Consider the following 17,303-nt stretch of genomic DNA (forward strand, 5'->3'; position numbering starts at 1 on the left):
GAATTCCAACGACAAGAATGATTCGATGAAAATCAGAACCCTGCTCGGCGCCCTGGTTGCGGGCGCGCTGGTGGCCTGCGCCACTAACTTTCCCGCCCCTATCCCCAGCGCCGACAGCGAAAATATTCGCCGAGATGTGGAATACCTGGCCGCGGATGAGCTGGCCGGGCGCGAGACCGGCAGTGCCGGTTACCGCCAGGCGGCCGACTATGTCGCGCGCCAGTTCGAGCAGCTGGGCCTGCAGCCGGCCGGCAGCCAGGGCTACCTGCAGCAGGTGCCGTTCCGCCGCGCCAGCTGGAATGGCCGCGAGCCGACCCTGGTGCTGCAGGGGCGCGACGGCGATATCACCTTCAACTTCGGTGAGGACTTTATCGCCGCACCGCCCACCGTCAGTGAAGCCACCGCGACAGCGGCCAATCTGGTGTTTGTCGGCTTCGGCATCGACGCGCCGGCCTACGGTATTGACGACTACGCCGGCCTCGACGTGCGCGGCAAGATAGTCGTGATGCTGAGTGGCCGACCGAAGAACCTGCCCAGCGAAGTCGGCGCTCACTACTCTTCCGGCCGCACCAAGCGCGAGACCGCCGCGCATCACGGTGCGGTCGGTTACATCACTCTGAACACGCCTCAGCGGGAGAAGCGCCGGTCATTCAAGCGTTCCGTAGAGCACGTACACGAAGACAGTTTCGACTGGCTCGGCGCCGACGATATGCCCGGTGATGCCATACCCAGCCTGCACCCCGGCGTGATGCTGGATATGCCGGCGGCGCGCCAGCTGTTTATGGGCGCGCAGCGCAGCCTGGATACCGTTTATACCGAGATCGAAAACGGCCTGGCGCCGCGCGGCTTCGCGCTACCCTACCGCGCCGCGCTGACCAGCGGCGCAACGCACAAGAAAATTGTCAGCCCCAATGTGGTGGCCGTGTTGCCAGGCAGCGATCCCAAGCTGAAAGATGAATACGTCGTCTTCTCCGCGCACCTCGACCATATCGGTGTGGATGCGGATGGGCAGATCAATAACGGTGCCCAGGACAATGCCGCCGGCATCGCGGTGATGCTGGAAACCGCGCGCCTGTTTATCGAATCCGGCCGCGCGCCGCGCCGCTCGCTGCTATTTGTCGCCGTGACCGCCGAGGAGAAAGGGCTGCTGGGCTCGGATTATTTCGCCCAGCACCCGCCGGTGCCACCGCAGTCGATCGTGGCCAATATCAATCTGGATATGCCGATGCTGCTGTACCCGTTCCGGGACATCATCGCCTTCGGTGCCGAGCACTCGTCGCTGGGCAAAACCGCCGAGCGCGCTGCCGCACGCACCGGCCTGAAACTGAGTCCCGACCCGATGCCGGAACAGGTGATTTTCGTGCGCAGTGATCACTACAACTTCGTGCGTCAGGGAGTGCCGGCCATCTACCTGATCACCGGTCGCGAAGCGCTGGATCCGGCAATCGACGGCACGGCGATGCAGACCAAATTCCTGCGCGAGCGCTACCATCGCCCCACGGATGTGGCCGATGCGCAGATCAGCTACGCTGCCGCCAAGCAGTTCACCGAGGTGAACTACGCCATTGCCCGCGAAGTCGCCGACGCCGACAGGAAGCCGCGATGGTACAAGGGGGATTTCTTCGGGGAGCTGTTCGGGAACAACTAAACCGCAGACAAAACCGGCGCGGCTGGCTCAGTCCGCCGGCTTCACTCTGCGCACCACGACCGCGGTGCGCAGCCGCTCCCTTCCGAACAGCGACATCCTGGCAAAGTCATCGCGGGCGATCGGCAGGTACTGGCTGTCGAGCGGGTTCTGCTCGTCGTCGAAGTCCGGGTCGTGCACATAGAGGCACTCCCCGTCGATACCGGTCAGCGTCACCCAGTGGGGCACCTTCTTGCCGTCCAGGCGATAGGTACTGATCAGTAATAACGCCAGCGCGCCTTCCTCCAGCCACTGCTGCAGCTGTTCCTGGGTAAATTCCTGCTCGATGACGGCAATGCCCCTGTCGCGGGCGGCGGCGCGGAAGTCCGTATCCACCTGCTGGATCACCGCCTTTTTCGCGCTCGAGCGCACGCCGTCGGCGAACAGCGGCGATGCCTGGTTTAGGTAAACCTCACTGTCGAAACCGCGCCGCTGCAGTGCCAGCGCCAGGCCGATCGGGTGGCAGCCGCCATGGCCGGACGTCATGAAAATGGTGGTGGCTTCGCGCCACAGCGCCAGCTCCTCACTGACCGAGGGTTGATAGTCGGAGCGCAGCGCCGCCATGGCCATCATCGCCGCGGCCGGCCCGCAGGTGAATTCGGTCGTCTGGCCGTACCAGGGTACCGCCAGGCTGTGCAGGTTCTCCGGGCGATAGCGAATGCGCTTCTGCATGCGCAGCGCGTTGCCGTGGTCCTCGTAGTAATCGGCATAACTGCCGAAGGTACGGTAACCCAGCTGCTGGTAGAGGGCGATGGCGGCGTGATTGTCCTCTGCCACCTCCAGGCGCATGAACAGCCGGCCGCTGTGACTGCTGGCTTCTTCGGCCGCCGACAGCAGTGCCTTGCCGAGACCCTGGCCGCGGCCGGCCGGGCCAACGGCGAGGGAATAGAGGCGCGCCAGGCGCGTGCCGCGGCGCAGCAGCACCAGTACGTAACCGAGGATTTGTCCGGCCCGCTCGGCAACCAGAAACACGCGGTTGTCCGCCGCCACCCAGTGGCGCAGTCGCCGCCGGCTCAGGCGGTCGCTGGCAAAACAGGCCTGTTCCAGCGCGTGCAACGCCGGCACATCCCCCGGGCTGGCGGGGCGAACCACAAAGGTGGGGAAAGCTTGGGACGACATTTTACGGCCCGCCTGCTGGCGGCTCAGGACACCGCGATGTTGCGGCCTGGCAACATTAGCAAAAACTGCAAAAAAAGCATCAAAAAAAGATAGGAGGCCGACAGCTTTTCTTCTATCTTTCGCGCAACCGACCTACCTATTTAGAGGCGCCTTTCCTCCATGTCCCAGGTGCTTATTGTGATCGACCAGCCCAGCGACTGGGCGCCTTACTACCCCAGTGAGCGCGTGATCACCTTTGCGGATTATCTGCAGCTCCCGGCCCGCCAACAGCGGGTGCGGGTCATCAACCTCTGTGCCGACTACGACTACCGGTCGGAGGGCTACTACTGCTCACTGCTGGCCGAGGCGCGCAGCCACCACGTGTTGCCCAGCGTGCGCACGCTCAATGACCTGTCGGTGCCGCAGCTGTACAAGCTGCAGCTGGCGCCACTGGTGCCGGCGCTGAACAAACTGCAGGCACCGCGGGAGCCGGGCAGCCACCTAGTGGTGAAGTCCTATTTTGGTCAGTGTGCCGAGCCGGCCCTGCAGCCGCTGGCGCGATTGCTGTTCGACCGTTTCGCCTGCCCGGTACTGGAAATCCACCTGGCCTGCGACAAGAACTGGGAGATCGCCGACCTGCGTATCTGCTCGCACCGCGAGCTGACCGATGCGGAGGAAACGCAGTTCGCAGAAGCGCTGGACAGTTTCAGCAAGCAGGTGTGGCGCCCACTCAAGAAGAGCGCCAACAGCCGCTACGACCTGGCGATACTGGTCAACCCGGAAGAGGCGCTGCCGCCGTCGGACCAGAGCGCGCTGAAAAAGTTTGCCAGCGCCGGCCGCGAGCTGGGCTTCTCGGTGGAAATGATCACGCCAGCGGACTATATGCGCCTGCCCGAGTTCGATGCGCTGTTTATTCGCGAGACCACCGCCATCGACCACCACACCTACCGCTTCGCCAAAAAAGCCGAGGCCGAAGGGCTGGTGGTGCTGGATGACCCGACCAGTATCCTGCGCTGCACCAATAAGATTTATCTGGCCGACCTGTTTGCGACCCACAAGGTGCCGGCGCCGAGGACCTGTATTCTGCGGCGCGGCGATGAGCAAGGCCTGCAGAAGGCGCTCGCGGAACTTGGTCTGCCGATGGTGGTAAAGATTCCCGACGGTTCCTTCTCCCGCGGCGTGGTAAAGGTAAAGACCGAAGAGGAGCTGCGGGACAAATTGGGCGAGCTGTTTGCCGAATCGAGTCTGCTGCTCGCGCAGGAATTTCTGTACACGGAGTTCGACTGGCGTATCGGCGTGCTGAACAACAAACCGTTGTATGCGTGCCGCTACTACATGGCGAAAAATCACTGGCAGATTTACAACCACGGCAACAAGAAAACTACCAGCGGTGGCTTTACCACACTGCCGACCTTTGAAGTGCCGAAAGCGGTGCTGCAGGCAGCGCTGAAAGCGACCAAGCCCATCGGCAACGGTTTCTACGGTGTGGATGTGAAGGAGTCCGCCGGCAAAGGCTACGTGATCGAGGTGAACGACAACCCGTCGATCGACAGCGGCGTGGAAGATAAATATCTCGGTCGCGAACTCTACCGACTGATACTCGAGGAGTTTGCCCGCAGGCTGGACGCGCGCCGCACCCGTCACGAAAACTGACCGTGCAACGCCCTGTCACTGACTGACAAAAAATATGGTAACCTGCGCGCCGCCTACATATAGGATGTTGGCGCTATAAAACTAAAAAAAGTTAGGAAATCATATGTTTAAGAAGTTGACTATGGGGGTTGCCGCTGCCGGCATGGTATTGGCGACGGGCTGTGCGAGCATTCTGAGTGACAGCAGCTATCCGGTGACCATCAATAGCACCCCGTCCGGTGCGAACTTCAGCGTAGTAAATGAAGCGGGTCTGGACGTTCACACTGGCGTGACTCCGGACACCATTACCCTGGCCGCCTCCGACGGTTTCTTCTCCTCCGCGAGCTACACCGTGAAATACCAGATGGCTGGCTACAACGAGCAGAGCTTTCAGCTGACTGCCGGTATGGACGGCTGGTATATCGGCAACATTCTGTTCGGCGGCCTGATCGGCATGCTGATCGTGGACCCGGCGACCGGCGCAATGTGGAAACTGCCGGAATCAGCGAATGTAACCCTGCAGCCGGCGACCGCCTCTGCACCGATGGGTGGTCTGACCATTGCTTCCATCGATCAGGTGTCGGAAGACGTTAAGTCGCAGCTGGTGCGCGTTCAGTGATTCGATAGCTGACACGTTGCAACAAAAAAACCACCCACTCACGGGTGGTTTTTTTATATCTGCACCTGCCGGCACAGTTCCAGCCAGCGCTCGATGCCGGAGCTGCGGTATTTCTGCCGGTGCAGGGCAAAATAAAATTCGCGGCGGAAATCCCGCTGCGGTACCGGCAGCTCCACCAGTGAGCCGCGTTTCATGGCGTCCGCCAGCGACACCCGCGACAGACAGCTGATTCCCAGCCCTGCCTCCACCGCGCGTTTGATCGCCTCGGTGTGCTGCAGCTCCAATAAGATGTGCATCTGCGGCAGCAGGCCGGCCATGGCGCGCTCGAAAGTCTGGCGGGTGCCGGAGCCGGGTTCGCGGGTAATCCAGGTGGCTGCGGTCAGGTCCTTGTCGGAGAGTCGCTTGCGCCCGGCCAGCGGGTGCTGCGGCGCACAGAACACCACCAGTTCGTCGTCGCGCCAGGGAATCATTTCCAGGTCCGGGTGGTTGAGTTCCCCCTCGATCAACCCCAGATCTAACTCAAAGTTCAGTACTCGCTCGGCGATGGCGGCGGTGTTGGCCACTTCCAGTTCCACCCGCGTGCCCGGCTGTTCCTCCATATAGCGCGCCATGACGCCGGCGGCCAGGTAGTTGCCGATGGTCAGGGTGGCGCCGATTTTTAGCCGCCCCAGGTCGCGGTGGGTGGCCAGGGTCTGTTCCAGCTCACGCGCCCGCTCCAGCAGTTCCTCCGCCCGCGGCCACAGCTGGCGCCCCAGCTCGTTCAGGCGCAGGCGCTTGCCGGTGCGCTCGAACAGGCGCAGGTCGAACTGCTGTTCAAACTCTTTCAGCGCGGTGGAGGCGGCGGACTGGGACATGTTCAGGCTTTCCGCCGCGCGGCTCACGTTCTCGTAGTGGGCGCAGGCGAGAAACACCTCCAGCTGTCGCAGTGAGTAGCGCACGATTAGCTCCGGATGTAATTGGCAAAATCGATAAGGAATATCCAAATATCCCATTTTGCCAATAGATATTCCAGAGCTAGAATTCAACCATTAAGAGAGGTCAGGAATAAGTAGTTTTAAGCTTATGTCTAATTTGAATATAGAGAAGGTCCTGGAAGTCCACCACTGGAACGACACGCTGTTCAGCTTCAAGACCAGCCGCGATCCCGGTTTCCGCTTCGAGAACGGTCATTTTACGATGATCGGCCTGCAGCAGGATAACGGCCGCCCACTGCTGCGCGCCTACTCTATTGCCAGCGCCAACTACGAGGACGAACTGGAGTTCTTCAGCATCAAGGTGCCGAACGGCCCGCTGACCTCGCAGCTGCAAAATATCAAACCCGGCGACGAGATCTATGTCAGCCGCAAGCCCACCGGTACGCTGGTGGCCGACCATCTGCTGCCCGGCAAGCGGCTGTGGCTGCTGTCCACCGGTACCGGGCTGGCGCCGTTCATGAGCATCATCAAGGATCCGGATGTCTACGAGCGCTTCGACCAGGTGATCCTGACCCACGGTGTGCGCCACGTTTCCGAGCTGGCCTACCAGGACTACATCGAAAACGAGCTGCCGAACCACGAGTACTTCGGCGAGATGGTCCGCGAACAGCTGCTCTACTATCCGACGGTGACCCGCGAGCCCTACCGCAACAACGGCCGTCTGACCGACCTGATGCTGTCCGGCAAAATCTTCCAGGACCTGGGCGTGCCGCAGCCGAATGTCGAAGAGGACCGCTTTATGTTGTGCGGCAGCCCGGCGATGCTGAAGGATCTGACCGGCATTCTCGACGACTGGGGTTTCCGCGAGACCCGCGCCGGTGTTCCGCACGAATACGTGATCGAGCGCGCCTTCGTCGAGAAATAATCCCTGCAGTGGGGCGCGGCGACCGCTATCGCCGCGCTCTGCTTTCTTTTTGTCTGCAGTGACAGCATAGCGGAGTCGGTACTTCGACAGTGTCTGCGCGACGGAATGCGCGCAGGGACAGACCCGGATGTTAAACGTTTTCGGAGTGTCGACTCTGGTGTGCTGTCGCGAATCGCGGCACTCCCGTTTCCAGTGAAGCCACAGGTAATCAGTTGTCTTCTGCCTGTTTTTACAAACCACCCGGACGGGTGGTTTTTTTATGGGTGAAAACCCGCTGCACTGATCCTATTCTCTAGGCAGGACGTACAACGCCAGGCGACTAACGCCGAGCAACAGTTGTGACGGCTATTTTCGGGAGTAAATCGGTGACAAAGCTTTCCAAACTCTTGCTGTGCCTGGTGCTGCTCGGCGTGGCCGGCTGCACCGGGGTGCCGGAGAATGTCGAGCCGGTGCAGAATTTCCAGCTGAACCGATATCTGGGTAAGTGGTACGAGATAGCGCGCCTCGATCACTCCTTCGAGCGCGGGCTGTCGCGGGTCACCGCAGAATACAGCCTGAACCCGGACGGTTCGGTGCGCGTCGTCAACCGCGGCTACTCCCGCGAGCAAGACAAATGGAAGCAGGTCGAGGGGCGGGCGACTTTTGTCGACAGCGAAGATGTCGGTCACCTGAAGGTTTCTTTCTTCGGCCCTTTCTACGCATCCTATGTCATCGTCGAACTGGACAAGGACTATCAGTATGCGTTGGTCAGTGGCTACAGCAAATCCTATCTGTGGATACTGTCGCGCACGCCAAGCCTGCCGCAGAGCACGGTGAACGAATTAGTCCAGCGTGCTGCCGCGCTGGGTTATCAGACCGGGCGGCTGATTTTTGTCGACCAGGCCGCAGCGCCGGCGACACAGTAGATCAACGGTCAGCGCAGTGAACCGCGCTCGCGCCACCAGGTAAAACTCAGCAGCAACAGCAGCGCCAGCGCCGGCCAATGTAGTGGCAATGGCTGTTGCGGAGCTTGTGCCTGCGTCGCCGGGCCGAGACGCGCACTGGCCATCTGCCGCGTCTGTGTGCGTTTCAGGGCCCTGTCCCATTCTGCCCAGACCCCGGTGGGGAATACATACAGTGCAAACGGATTACTGTCGTTGTCACTTAGATACCAGCCTGCCTGCGCCGGCCAGTAGGAATAGCAGTAGCCGCTGTCAGTTCTTGCCGCGGCGCTTCCCACAAGCGGCGTGGCCGAACTTTTCTCTTCAGCAGCGGTGCGCACCAATTGCGGTGCGCCATCGGTAAATACGCTGCTGCACAGCGTGAGCCGACGGCCCGCCAAGGGCAATTCCGTCGACAGCGAGATCGGTGCGCGGCTGCCGCGGCGAGCGAGCTGGTGATCGAATACCGCTTTCCACAGCCGCGCGTATTCGGTCGCGTAGCCGGCGGTCGGCCAGCGGTGACTGTCGCCGAACAGTGCAAAACCCAGCGCACCGTCCTGATTATTGCGGCCCCAGTAAAGCACACCCTTGTCTCCGCGCAGCTGCAGATCGCCCGTCTGTGGCCGCTGCGGCTGATAGGCGTGCAACCGCAGTGGCGGCAGGGCATCATCGATAGCGAACGGGTTTTTCGCAGCCCGGGTGTCGGCTATTTGCAGTGGCATTTGTTGCGCGCTGGCATAGTCGATAAAGCCGCGTGGACTGTCATCGCCAACCAGCCACAGCAGCGACTGTTGCGCGGCGATGTCCGGCAATGCGCGGCGCTGCGCCGCCGTCAGCTGTGGCCACAGACGGCTGTCGAGTATCACCAGGTCGAAGGGGGCGGCCGCATCCAGCGGCTGTGAGGCGCTATTTTCCAGACCGTTGAAATTCTCGCGCCGCACTACCGCCGGTGCCAATTGGGTGATGACCTGCGTCGGCACGCCGGACTGCCGCAGCCAGCGGACCAGGGCCGCCGTCTCGAACGACGGCCGTGCCAGCCACAACAGCGCTGCCGGCTGTTCGGCACTGTGCACTACCACGGGCACAGGCTCGCGACGAACTTCGCTTTTATTCTCGGCAAACGTTTCGATGCGCAGCTGGTAGAGCTGTGGACCTTCGAGCTTGGGCACGGCAGTCAACGACACTTCCATTTTCGTGCCTGCGGCGATGGTCGCACTGTCGATCGCACCACCGAACGGATCTTCAAGCGTCAGTTCAGTCGCGCTGTCCAATGCGGTGTCAGCGGAGATCTGCAGGCGCAGCGAATCACCCAATAACAATTCCCGCGGCCAGTCGACGTGCCAGCTCGGCGCGGAGGTATGCGCGGCAGTTGCCAGCCGCACCGGCGGCAGATCGCGCAGCGCATCGCGCCGCAGTCCATCGCCTCTAACATTCAGCTTCTGCAGACCGGCGATTTCCGCGGGTGCGAGTTCGGGATCCAGGATTGCCGCGCCGTCGGTCTGCAGGCTTGCGGTTGCTGTTGGCGGCAGCAAGGCCGGCGGCTGCAACAGCATCCAGGCAGCCGCCCAGATCAGTACCTGTGTCAGGGCGGCACCGATCCGCTGCGGTACGCTTGCACGACGGCGCAGCATCAGCAACAGCGATATCGACAGCGCGGTGGTAACGAGCAGAGTGAGCCACTGAATCATCGGCGCACCTCCGCGTCGTCGTTGCTATCCCGCTGTGCCTGCAACCACTGATCGAACTCGCCTGCCGCGTCGCGCAGTCGCGGCAGCGATGGCTGCGCCTGGGGCTCCGGCAGCAGCCGATACAGCAGCGCCGCAAGCTGCTGCCGACACTCGTTACAGTCGCGTTGTTGCCGGTACAGGCGCAGGGATTTTGCCAGCTCCATCTGCAATTGCGGCTGCGTTTGCAGCGACGGCCACTGCTGCAGTTCCGCCGCAATGTCCTCGCTCAACGCCTCGCTGCCCCGCACCTGCGCCAGCAGCGTGAGAATTTCCACGCGCTCGCCGCTGCTGGCTGCGGCGGTAACGGCTGGTGGCGCCACGTCGTCCAGCTCGCCACTCAGCCGGCGGTTCTGGTCCAAGGGTGGCGGCTCGAAACCGACGCGCTGCAGATAGATGCGCGAGGCTTGTTGCACCTCCTTGATATAACGCAGCGCCGTATGCTGGTAGGGCAGGGAAGCGCGCGGTTCGATGACGGACAGTTCGCGCCAGGAACTCCACATGGCATTCAATGCACTGCGCAACAATTCCTTCGTCTGCGGATCGAACAGTGTCGCGTGCTCCGAGTCGTCGTGCTGGTGGCCGGCGGCCGCAACGACGCCGGCATCGTCGCCGAACTGTACCGGCGGCGCGCCGTGTTCCTCATTCTGTCCGGGATTATGCTCTGCCGAATGTGCTTCGGCGTGGTCGCCGCTGTGTTCGCCCGGCGCTTCGTCGCCATGGGCATCGCCGGCGTGTTCCAGCGCCGAGTCCTCCTCGCCGAGGAAGCGACCGTAGCGCATGCGCAGCAGGTTCTGTTCGTAGGCCAGGGATGCAGCGCGCGCGCGGAATTTCGCTGGGGTCAGTTGCTCCTGTTCTGCGAGCAGCGCCTCGGTATCGATGATCAGCTGCCGCTGGCTGCGGAAATACTCCGGCAATACCTTGATCGCCATGCCCTCTGCATCGCTGAGACCGAAAATCTCCTCCTGCGGCCAGCGGACGATGAAATGCTGGCTTTTCACCACGTTGGCCTGCGGCGCGCGGTTATCGCGCGCCCGCAGGAACCAGTAGAGCTCGTCACCCGGTTCTATGTCGTAGCGTGTTACCGGTATGCTGAAGCGATAGTGTTTTGTCTTACTAGCGTCCTCAGAGGGTTGCAGCCGAATGGTTTCGTTGCGGAAGCGGACATTTTCCCCGCTGCCACTGGCCAGCGTAACCAGCAGTTCCGTGTCGATTACCTGGAAGTCGTCTGCCACTTCGACACTGACCTGCAGCAGTACGGATGAATCGGCACCGGCGCTGACGACGGTTACATTGTCCCGCGGATAATCGAACGAAAAATCCGGAGCGCGATCCGGCTGGATTTCGATATTGTGAATTTCCGGCAACAGTTTTTGCTCGCCACTGCTGTGTACCGATAGCTGGTAAAAATCTGGCGCGGCTACGGTGCGTGTCAATAGCCAGCGGCGGCTCGGTAAGGTGCCTGCCGGCTCAAATTGAAACTCCTTTTCCGCTGCCAGCATCGTCAGCCCGTCTGCAGTATCGTTGAGTTCGATATTCCAGGTGACGCGGGCACCTTCGAGCGCACTTACCTGCAGCGATTGCGTCTGTTGCGGCAGGCCGGTGTAGGCAGGTGGTTGAATCTCGGTAACGGCCTCGACAATGGCGATCGATTGCGACGCAACTAATTTCTCGTTTGTGGATGTTGTCTCGGCGGCCTGCCTTTGCGGCAGACTGTCGATAGTGACAAACAACATCAGGCCGAAACAGGCACCGGCGGCATTCGCCAGCGGGCTGCGGTGCCAGCTCGGTCGAAAGTTTCTCAGTTCACCGCGCTGCGAAATTCCCTGCAGGGCGGTGGCGACGCGCTGCCGCTGAAGTTGCGCCAGCGGTGCCAGTGTCTCCGGTGGTCGCCGCAACAGCTGACTGCTGTCCTGCAATTCAGGGTAGCGCCGGTCCAGCTGTCGACACAATTCGGCGGCGGGCAGGCGCCAGTTGCGGTCCAGCAACAGTGCCACCGCGATTGCCGCCACACAGGCGATTGCCAGCCAGCCAGGCCACTGCAAATAGACACTGCCCGCGGCGACCGCAACCCCGGTCAGCAGGACCAGCCACAGGTAAGGTGGCAGGCTGCCGCGCCGCCAGCGATTCTGCGCCCGTTGCAGAGTCTGGTGTGCTCGCTCAGACATGGCGCTCACCTTCTCTCTGCACTTGCTGCCGCAAGGCGCCGCTCAAAGCGAGCAAGCGTTCCAGGGCGAGCAGCAACAGCAGTGCGACTAGCAATGGTCGCGCGAAGCTTGCGCGCGCTGCCGGCCGTACTGCGGTGTCCGGCACGGCGATACCGGGCGGTGCGTCGATGGACCAGCTGGCGCGGCTGCGGGATTGCAGCGCCCAGTCCTGTGCCGCCCACTGTCGCCACAGGCGCTGCGGCAGGTCGGCGCGGCGGAAAAATTGCTCGCTGTGCCAGTCGCGCCGGTAGCGCAACCAGCTGCCGCGGCCGATGGCCGCCGCCTCCAGCGGCTCACCCTGCACAGTATCCAGTTCGGTGAATATCAGTTCCGCGCTTGGCTGTACCCGCTGATCGGTGATCAGCAGGCCGCCGTCGCGTATGAAACCGTGCAGTATCTCGGGCAACGCGCCGGGTGAATCGTAGATCAGCCAGTCCACCGTTTCTGCACTCAGAGCATCTGCCGAAGCCGCCTGCTGCAGCGCCAACTGCGGCAGTGTTGAGTTGCGCAAATGCCGCAGCGCGGGCTCCAGCCACGCGGGGCCGTCGCCGAGCAGCGCGATACGCGGCGCGATGGCGTCGTCGCTGTTACCCGACTGCTGCAATGCATGCCACTGCCAGTGCGGACTGAATCTAAGCAGGCCGTGGCCGGCGGGATTTTTGCCACTGCGCAGCAGGATATGCGCGCGACGGAAGGCGGCCTGGTCGGCAAGAGCGGACAGTGCATGCCACAGGTCCGGTGCCGGCGGCCGCTGCTCGTCGATCGGCAACGGACGCGCCTGCAACCAGAGCATGTCGGTAAAGGCTGCGCCGTCACCGGGGAATTTGCTGTCGAGGAACGCGCGCAGCTCTGTGCGCCCCACACGCGGGTCTACCAGCAGAATAGATTTGCCCGACTGCGCGCCGCGCGGCAGTAACGGCTGTGCCAGCAGCAGTGCCAGCAGGGCAATTAACAGCACCCGCAACAACAGCAGTAATTTGTCGCGCAGGAACAGGCGCTTCCAGTTCTGTTGTGGCTTCTGCTGCAACCAATGTGCGGCGGCGAAGGTGATTTCGCGCGGGTTGCTGCGCCGCAGCAGGTGAATCAGCAGCGGGATGGCGAGAGCACCGAGCAGCCACAGCCACAGCGGCGATTGCAGAGTAGCCGACAACCACTGCATGTCAGCCCACCCTCGAATGGGCACCGATAAAGCGCCGCAGAGATTGCTCCAGCGGCTGCTCTATGGTGACGCTGGTCAACGGACATTCCTGGCCGGCGAAGCGAGCGGCCAGTTGCTTTTGCGCCGCGGCAAAAGCGCGCAGGTAATCGTCGCGCTGCTGGCGCGCGCCGACTTCGAGAATGCCGGCGGCCTCCGGATTGCGGATTTTCAGTTCGCCGTCGAACGGAAAGGACTCCTCGGCCTCGACCAGCAGCTGCAGCGGCAGGCAGGGCCGCCCGGCCCCGTGCAGGCGGGCGGCGAATGCGCTGATCTCCTGCGCGCGCTCGAAGAAATCGCTGACCAGCACCACCTGGCAGGGCTGCTCGAAATATTGCCAGACACTGGCGAGCTGGCTTTTATCCGGCCAGTGACCAGCCGCCTGCAGGCGCTGCAGTTCCAGTGCGAGGCGGCGGTGGTGTCCTTCGCCCTGGCCTTCGGGCAGGTAGTGGCTGCCGCTGTCGTTCAGCGCCAGCAGCGAAAAGCGATCGCCCTGGTTGTGCAGCAGCCAGCACAGGCTCGCGATCCAGCACTTGGCGTACTGCAGTTTGCTCAGTTCGGGATAGGCGAAACTCGGCTGCGCCATCGATGCGCTGGTATCGAGCACGATGCACACGTGCATCTGGCTTTCCTGTTCCGCCTCGCGCACATAGTAGCGGTCCGAGCGCGCATACAGCTTCCAGTCGATATGGCGAATGGAATCACCCGGCTCGTAACTGCGGTACTGCTGGAACTCAATACCCGCACCGCGGCGCTGGCTGTGCTGCATACCCAGCAGCATGCCCTCGGCGATATGGCGCGACAGCCAGGCGAGATCGCGGGTGCTGGCGAGCGTCAGCGGGTCGATCAGTTTCACAGGGCCAACTCCACGGTGTCAGTCCCGTCCCGGCTCCGGCACGGCGGCGAGCAGTTCGCGCAGTACCTGCTCAACTGTGACGCCGTCCGCCTGGGCGTGGAAACTCAGCAGTATGCGGTGCCGCAGTACCGGCAGCAGCAGCGCCTGAATATCAGCGCGGGTCACGGACAAACGCTGTTGCAGAAACGCGCGTGCCTTGGCCGCCAGGATCAGTGCCTGGCCGGCGCGTGGGCCTGCGCCCCACTTGATCCACTGCTGCAGTTGGGTGTCGCCACCTTCACCGGTGCGAGTGGCGCGCACCAGGCGCGCGACATAGTGATAGAGATCGTCGCTGATATGGATTTCGCGCACCAGTCGCTGCATTTCAACTAGCCCGGCGGCATCGAGGCACGGCTGCGGTTTGGCCGCACTGGCGCCGGTGGTCGCGCGCAGTATTTCGACTTCGTCCTGCTCGCTGGGATAGTCGATATGAATATTCAGCAGGAAGCGGTCCAGCTGCGCTTCCGGCAGCGGGTAGGTGCCGGCCTGTTCGATCGGGTTCTGCGTCGCCAGTACGAAGTAAGGCTCCGGCAGTGCCATGGTCTCGCCGCCGACGGTCACGGAGTATTCCTGCATCGACTCCAATAGCGCCGACTGGGTCTTCGGCGGTGTGCGGTTGATTTCGTCCGCCAGCAGAACGTTGGTGAAAATCGGCCCGCGCTGGAATTTGAAAAACCGTTTACCGGTGGAGTGATCCTCTTCGAGAATCTCGCTGCCGAGGATGTCGCCCGGCATCAGGTCCGGGGTGAACTGCACGCGCTTGAACGCCAGCTCGGTGCAGTCGGCCAGGGTTTTTACCAGCAGCGTCTTGCCGAGACCGGGAACGCCCTCGAGCAGCGCGTGACCGCGGGCCAGCAGACAGATCAGCATCTGGTCCACCACCTCCCGCTGGCCGACGATGACCTTGCCGATCTCCTGTCTCAGGGTTTCCAGGCCATTTAGGCGCTGCTCGATGGTGTCTTCAATGGTGCTGTCAATGGTGTTGGACATGGCGGTTCAGCTTGTCAGTGCGTAGATAACAATGTTCACGGCGAATTTTGTATTGTCGATCGCCAGCCAGCGTTTGTTGCGGTAGTCGTAATCCCACTCGCAACCGAAATCCTTGTTGCTGTAGAGCACGGCAATGCGCCCGTCGACGACGATCGCCTTCAGGTAATCGTGCACCAGGTCGTCGCCCCAGCCGTTCAGCTCGAAACTGGTCACCGGCAGTTCGTCGAACTGGAAAAAACAGGTATACAGATCGTGGTTGTCCGGCAGTTTTTGCAGGCAGTCCTCGCCGAACAGTTTCACCATCTGCGCTTCGAATGATTTGGCGAACAGGCCGTCGATATCGTGGTTGCAGTCATCGACGAAGATGAAACCACCGCGATTGACGTAATCGCGGAAGTTGCGCGCCTCGGCCTCGGTGAATTCCACCAGCTTGTGCCCGGCCAGATAACAGAAGGGCGCCAGCAGCATTTCCGGGTCCGCCAGCGGCACGATGCGCTCGCGCGGATCCACCTTCAGGTTGGTGTATTCCACCAGCGAGTTCAGCACATTGGAAGGCATGCGCTGATCCACGTCCCAGTCGCCGGATTCGTACATCAGCCGGGTAAAGTAAAAGTCGTAATGCTCCCGTGCCGCACTCTGCGCGCGCAGGCCCAGCGGCAGTGCCGCGGCACAACTGCCCAGCAACAGGCTCTGCAGAAATTGTTTGCGGGTGAGGGACATGGTTACTGCACTGAAACTTCTATGGTGGTCCGGCAAAAAACAGATTCGTTATGCCGGCGCAGGCCGGCATCCAGCTTTCTGGTAACTGGGCTCCGGCCTGCGCCGGAGCAACGAAACTATTAATTAACCGAGCTTACGCTTGGTGTTGATCACGTTCACGCTGTCGAAGCGCGCGGTGGAACTGCCGTGGGACACGGCACTGACCTGACCCGGCTGGCCCTTGCCATCGAAGAAGGAGCCGCCCAGGCGGTAATCGCGCTTGTCACAGATCTGCGAACAGGCATTCCAGAATTCCTGCGTGTTCGACTGATAGGCGACGTCCTCGAGCATACCGACGATCTTGCCTTCCTTGATCTCGTAAAACAGCTGGCCGCCGAACTGGAAGTTGTAGCGCTGCTGGTCGATGGAGAAGGAGCCGTCGCCGACGATGTAGATACCCTTCTCGACATCCTTGATCATGTCGTCGACGCTGAGCTCCTCCTTGCCCGGTAGCAGCGACACGTTGGCCATGCGCTGGAACTGCACACTGGACCAGCTGTCCGCGTAGCAGCAGCCGTGGGATTCCTTCTGGTCGAGCATATGTACCTGGTCGCGGATCGCCTGGTAGTTCACCAGCACGCCGTCCTTCACCAGATCCCAGTTGCCGGTCTTCACGCCCTCGTCGTCGTAGCCGACCGCGCCCAGTGAGCCGGGCTGTACCTTGTCGGCGAACAGGTTGACCTTGTCGCTGCCGTACTTGAATTTGCCGCTGCGCCACTTGTCGATCGTCGCGAACGAAGTGCCGGCGTAGTTGGCCTCGTAGCCGAGCACACGGTCCAGCTCCAGCGGGTGGCCGACGGACTCGTGGATGGTGAGCCACAGGTGGCTCGGATCCAGCACCAGGTCGTACTTGCCGGGTGTGACGGATTTAGCGGTGAGTTTTTCCTGCGCCTGCTCGGCGGCCAGGCGGGCGTCCTCGACCATGTCGTAGGAGTCGCGGTACAGCACCGTCTGCGACTGGATCTTGTCCTCGGCGCGGCCGTCCAGGTATTCGAAACCGCGCCCTACCGGCTGGCTCAGGCCTTCACGGGTACGGAAGCCGCCGTCTTTCTTGTCTACCGCGGTCACGCTGAACGGCGCCCACAGGCGGTGCACGTCCTGATCGATATAGGAGCCGTCGGTGGAAGCGAAATACTTCTGCTCGTTGACCAGGTACAGCATGGAATTGATAAAGCTGGCACCGGCATCCAGTGCAGACTTGTTCACTTCCATCAGCAGGTCGACTTTTTCCGCCAGCGGAATCTGCATGGCGTTTTTCTGGATCGGCGTTTGCCAGCTGACTTCACCGTGACCTTTGACCGGTGCCAGTTCTACCGGCTCCTTCTGGTACTTGGAGTTGGCCTTGGCGGTGGCCACGGCCTGTGCGGTGGCGCGGGAGATGCCGTCGCTGCTCATGTCGTTGGTGGCGGCGAAGCCCCAGGTGCCGTTGGCAATCACGCGTACGCCCATACCGATGGACTCGGTATTGACCACGTTTTGCACTTTCATCTCGCGGGTTACCACGTATTGATTTAGGTAGCGGCCGATGCGCACGTCGGCGTAGCTGGCGCCGAGTCTGGTCGCCGTATTCAGGGCCGCGTCCGCCAGTTCTTTTTTGACCGCGACATCCATACCGCTCTGGGTCAGTTTACTTTCCGCAACTGCGATGCCGGACAGCGGCAGCATGGAAAAACCAAGACCGGCGCCACTCAGCTGGAGAAACTTTCTTCTATCCATTTCGGAATCCTCGTTTAGCTGTGGC

At 61.9% G+C, this 17,303-nt stretch carries 14 protein-coding genes; 5 read left to right on the top strand and 9 right to left on the bottom strand.

Annotation, left to right across the window (positions count from 1 at the left end):
* Positions 1 to 25 precede the first annotated feature (25 nt).
* On the top strand, positions 26 to 1,648 hold the full coding sequence (locus BLW36_RS11055) for a M28 family metallopeptidase (protein WP_091388222.1): 1,623 nt from the start codon (positions 26 to 28) through the stop codon (positions 1,646 to 1,648).
* Between the two features lie 27 nt (positions 1,649 to 1,675).
* On the opposite strand, the gene BLW36_RS11060 is transcribed toward BLW36_RS11055, so the two are convergent.
* The gene (locus BLW36_RS11060; RefSeq protein ID WP_091388225.1) at positions 1,676 to 2,803 is read right to left on the bottom strand and encodes a GNAT family N-acetyltransferase/peptidase C39 family protein; all 1,128 of its coding nucleotides are present in this window, start codon (positions 2,801 to 2,803) and stop codon (positions 1,676 to 1,678) included.
* A 159-nt stretch (positions 2,804 to 2,962) separates the two neighbouring features.
* Here BLW36_RS11060 and BLW36_RS11065 point away from each other — a divergent pair, with 159 nt between their 5' ends.
* On the top strand, positions 2,963 to 4,435 hold the full coding sequence (locus BLW36_RS11065) for a RimK family protein (protein ID WP_091388227.1): 1,473 nt from the start codon (positions 2,963 to 2,965) through the stop codon (positions 4,433 to 4,435).
* Between the two features lie 103 nt (positions 4,436 to 4,538).
* Positions 4,539 to 5,033 (top strand): hypothetical protein, encoded by a 495-nt coding sequence (locus BLW36_RS11070; protein ID WP_211567185.1) that lies wholly within the window; start codon positions 4,539 to 4,541, stop codon positions 5,031 to 5,033.
* A gap of 53 nt (positions 5,034 to 5,086) precedes the next feature.
* Here BLW36_RS11070 and BLW36_RS11075 read toward each other — a convergent pair whose 3' ends face one another.
* Positions 5,087 to 5,971: a LysR family transcriptional regulator gene (locus tag BLW36_RS11075; RefSeq protein WP_091388228.1), complete on the bottom strand. Its 885-nt coding sequence runs from the start codon at positions 5,969 to 5,971 to the stop codon at positions 5,087 to 5,089.
* Between the two features lie 124 nt (positions 5,972 to 6,095).
* Here BLW36_RS11075 and BLW36_RS11080 point away from each other — a divergent pair, with 124 nt between their 5' ends.
* Complete coding sequence (locus BLW36_RS11080) at positions 6,096 to 6,872, top strand: ferredoxin--NADP reductase (RefSeq protein ID WP_091388230.1); 777 nt, start codon at positions 6,096 to 6,098, stop codon at positions 6,870 to 6,872.
* Positions 6,873 to 7,237: 365 nt separating this feature from the next.
* The gene (locus tag BLW36_RS11085) at positions 7,238 to 7,777 is read left to right on the top strand and encodes a lipocalin family protein (protein WP_211567186.1); all 540 of its coding nucleotides are present in this window, start codon (positions 7,238 to 7,240) and stop codon (positions 7,775 to 7,777) included.
* An 8-nt stretch (positions 7,778 to 7,785) separates the two neighbouring features.
* Here the strand turns inward: BLW36_RS11085 and BLW36_RS11090 are convergent, their stop codons facing one another.
* From BLW36_RS11090 to BLW36_RS11120, 7 genes are all read right to left on the bottom strand, one after another.
* The gene (locus BLW36_RS11090; RefSeq protein WP_091388232.1) at positions 7,786 to 9,480 is read right to left on the bottom strand and encodes a hypothetical protein; all 1,695 of its coding nucleotides are present in this window, start codon (positions 9,478 to 9,480) and stop codon (positions 7,786 to 7,788) included.
* A complete protein-coding gene (locus BLW36_RS11095; RefSeq protein WP_091388234.1) occupies positions 9,477 to 11,684 on the bottom strand; it encodes a hypothetical protein in 2,208 nt (735 codons plus the stop codon). Before BLW36_RS11095 ends, BLW36_RS11090 begins: the two co-directional genes overlap by 4 nt.
* Positions 11,677 to 12,882: a BatA domain-containing protein gene (locus BLW36_RS11100; RefSeq protein WP_091388236.1), complete on the bottom strand. Its 1,206-nt coding sequence runs from the start codon at positions 12,880 to 12,882 to the stop codon at positions 11,677 to 11,679. The genes BLW36_RS11095 and BLW36_RS11100 overlap by 8 nt, the downstream gene beginning before the upstream one ends.
* Before the next feature lies 1 nt (position 12,883).
* A complete protein-coding gene (locus tag BLW36_RS11105; protein ID WP_091388238.1) occupies positions 12,884 to 13,774 on the bottom strand; it encodes a DUF58 domain-containing protein in 891 nt (296 codons plus the stop codon).
* Between the two features lie 18 nt (positions 13,775 to 13,792).
* Positions 13,793 to 14,803 carry an AAA family ATPase gene (locus BLW36_RS11110; RefSeq protein WP_091388240.1) on the bottom strand — a complete coding sequence of 337 codons (1,011 nt, stop codon included), beginning with the start codon at positions 14,801 to 14,803 and terminating at the stop codon, positions 13,793 to 13,795.
* A gap of 6 nt (positions 14,804 to 14,809) precedes the next feature.
* Positions 14,810 to 15,523 (bottom strand): DUF4159 domain-containing protein, encoded by a 714-nt coding sequence (locus BLW36_RS11115; protein WP_091388243.1) that lies wholly within the window; start codon positions 15,521 to 15,523, stop codon positions 14,810 to 14,812.
* A gap of 123 nt (positions 15,524 to 15,646) precedes the next feature.
* Positions 15,647 to 17,278 carry a TldD/PmbA family protein gene (locus BLW36_RS11120; protein ID WP_091388244.1) on the bottom strand — a complete coding sequence of 544 codons (1,632 nt, stop codon included), beginning with the start codon at positions 17,276 to 17,278 and terminating at the stop codon, positions 15,647 to 15,649.
* Between the last annotated feature and the right edge of the window lie 25 nt (positions 17,279 to 17,303).

Origin of the sequence: Microbulbifer marinus, assembly GCF_900107725.1 — a bacterium.
In the GTDB taxonomy this organism is placed as follows: Bacteria; Pseudomonadota; Gammaproteobacteria; order Pseudomonadales; family Cellvibrionaceae; genus Microbulbifer; species Microbulbifer marinus.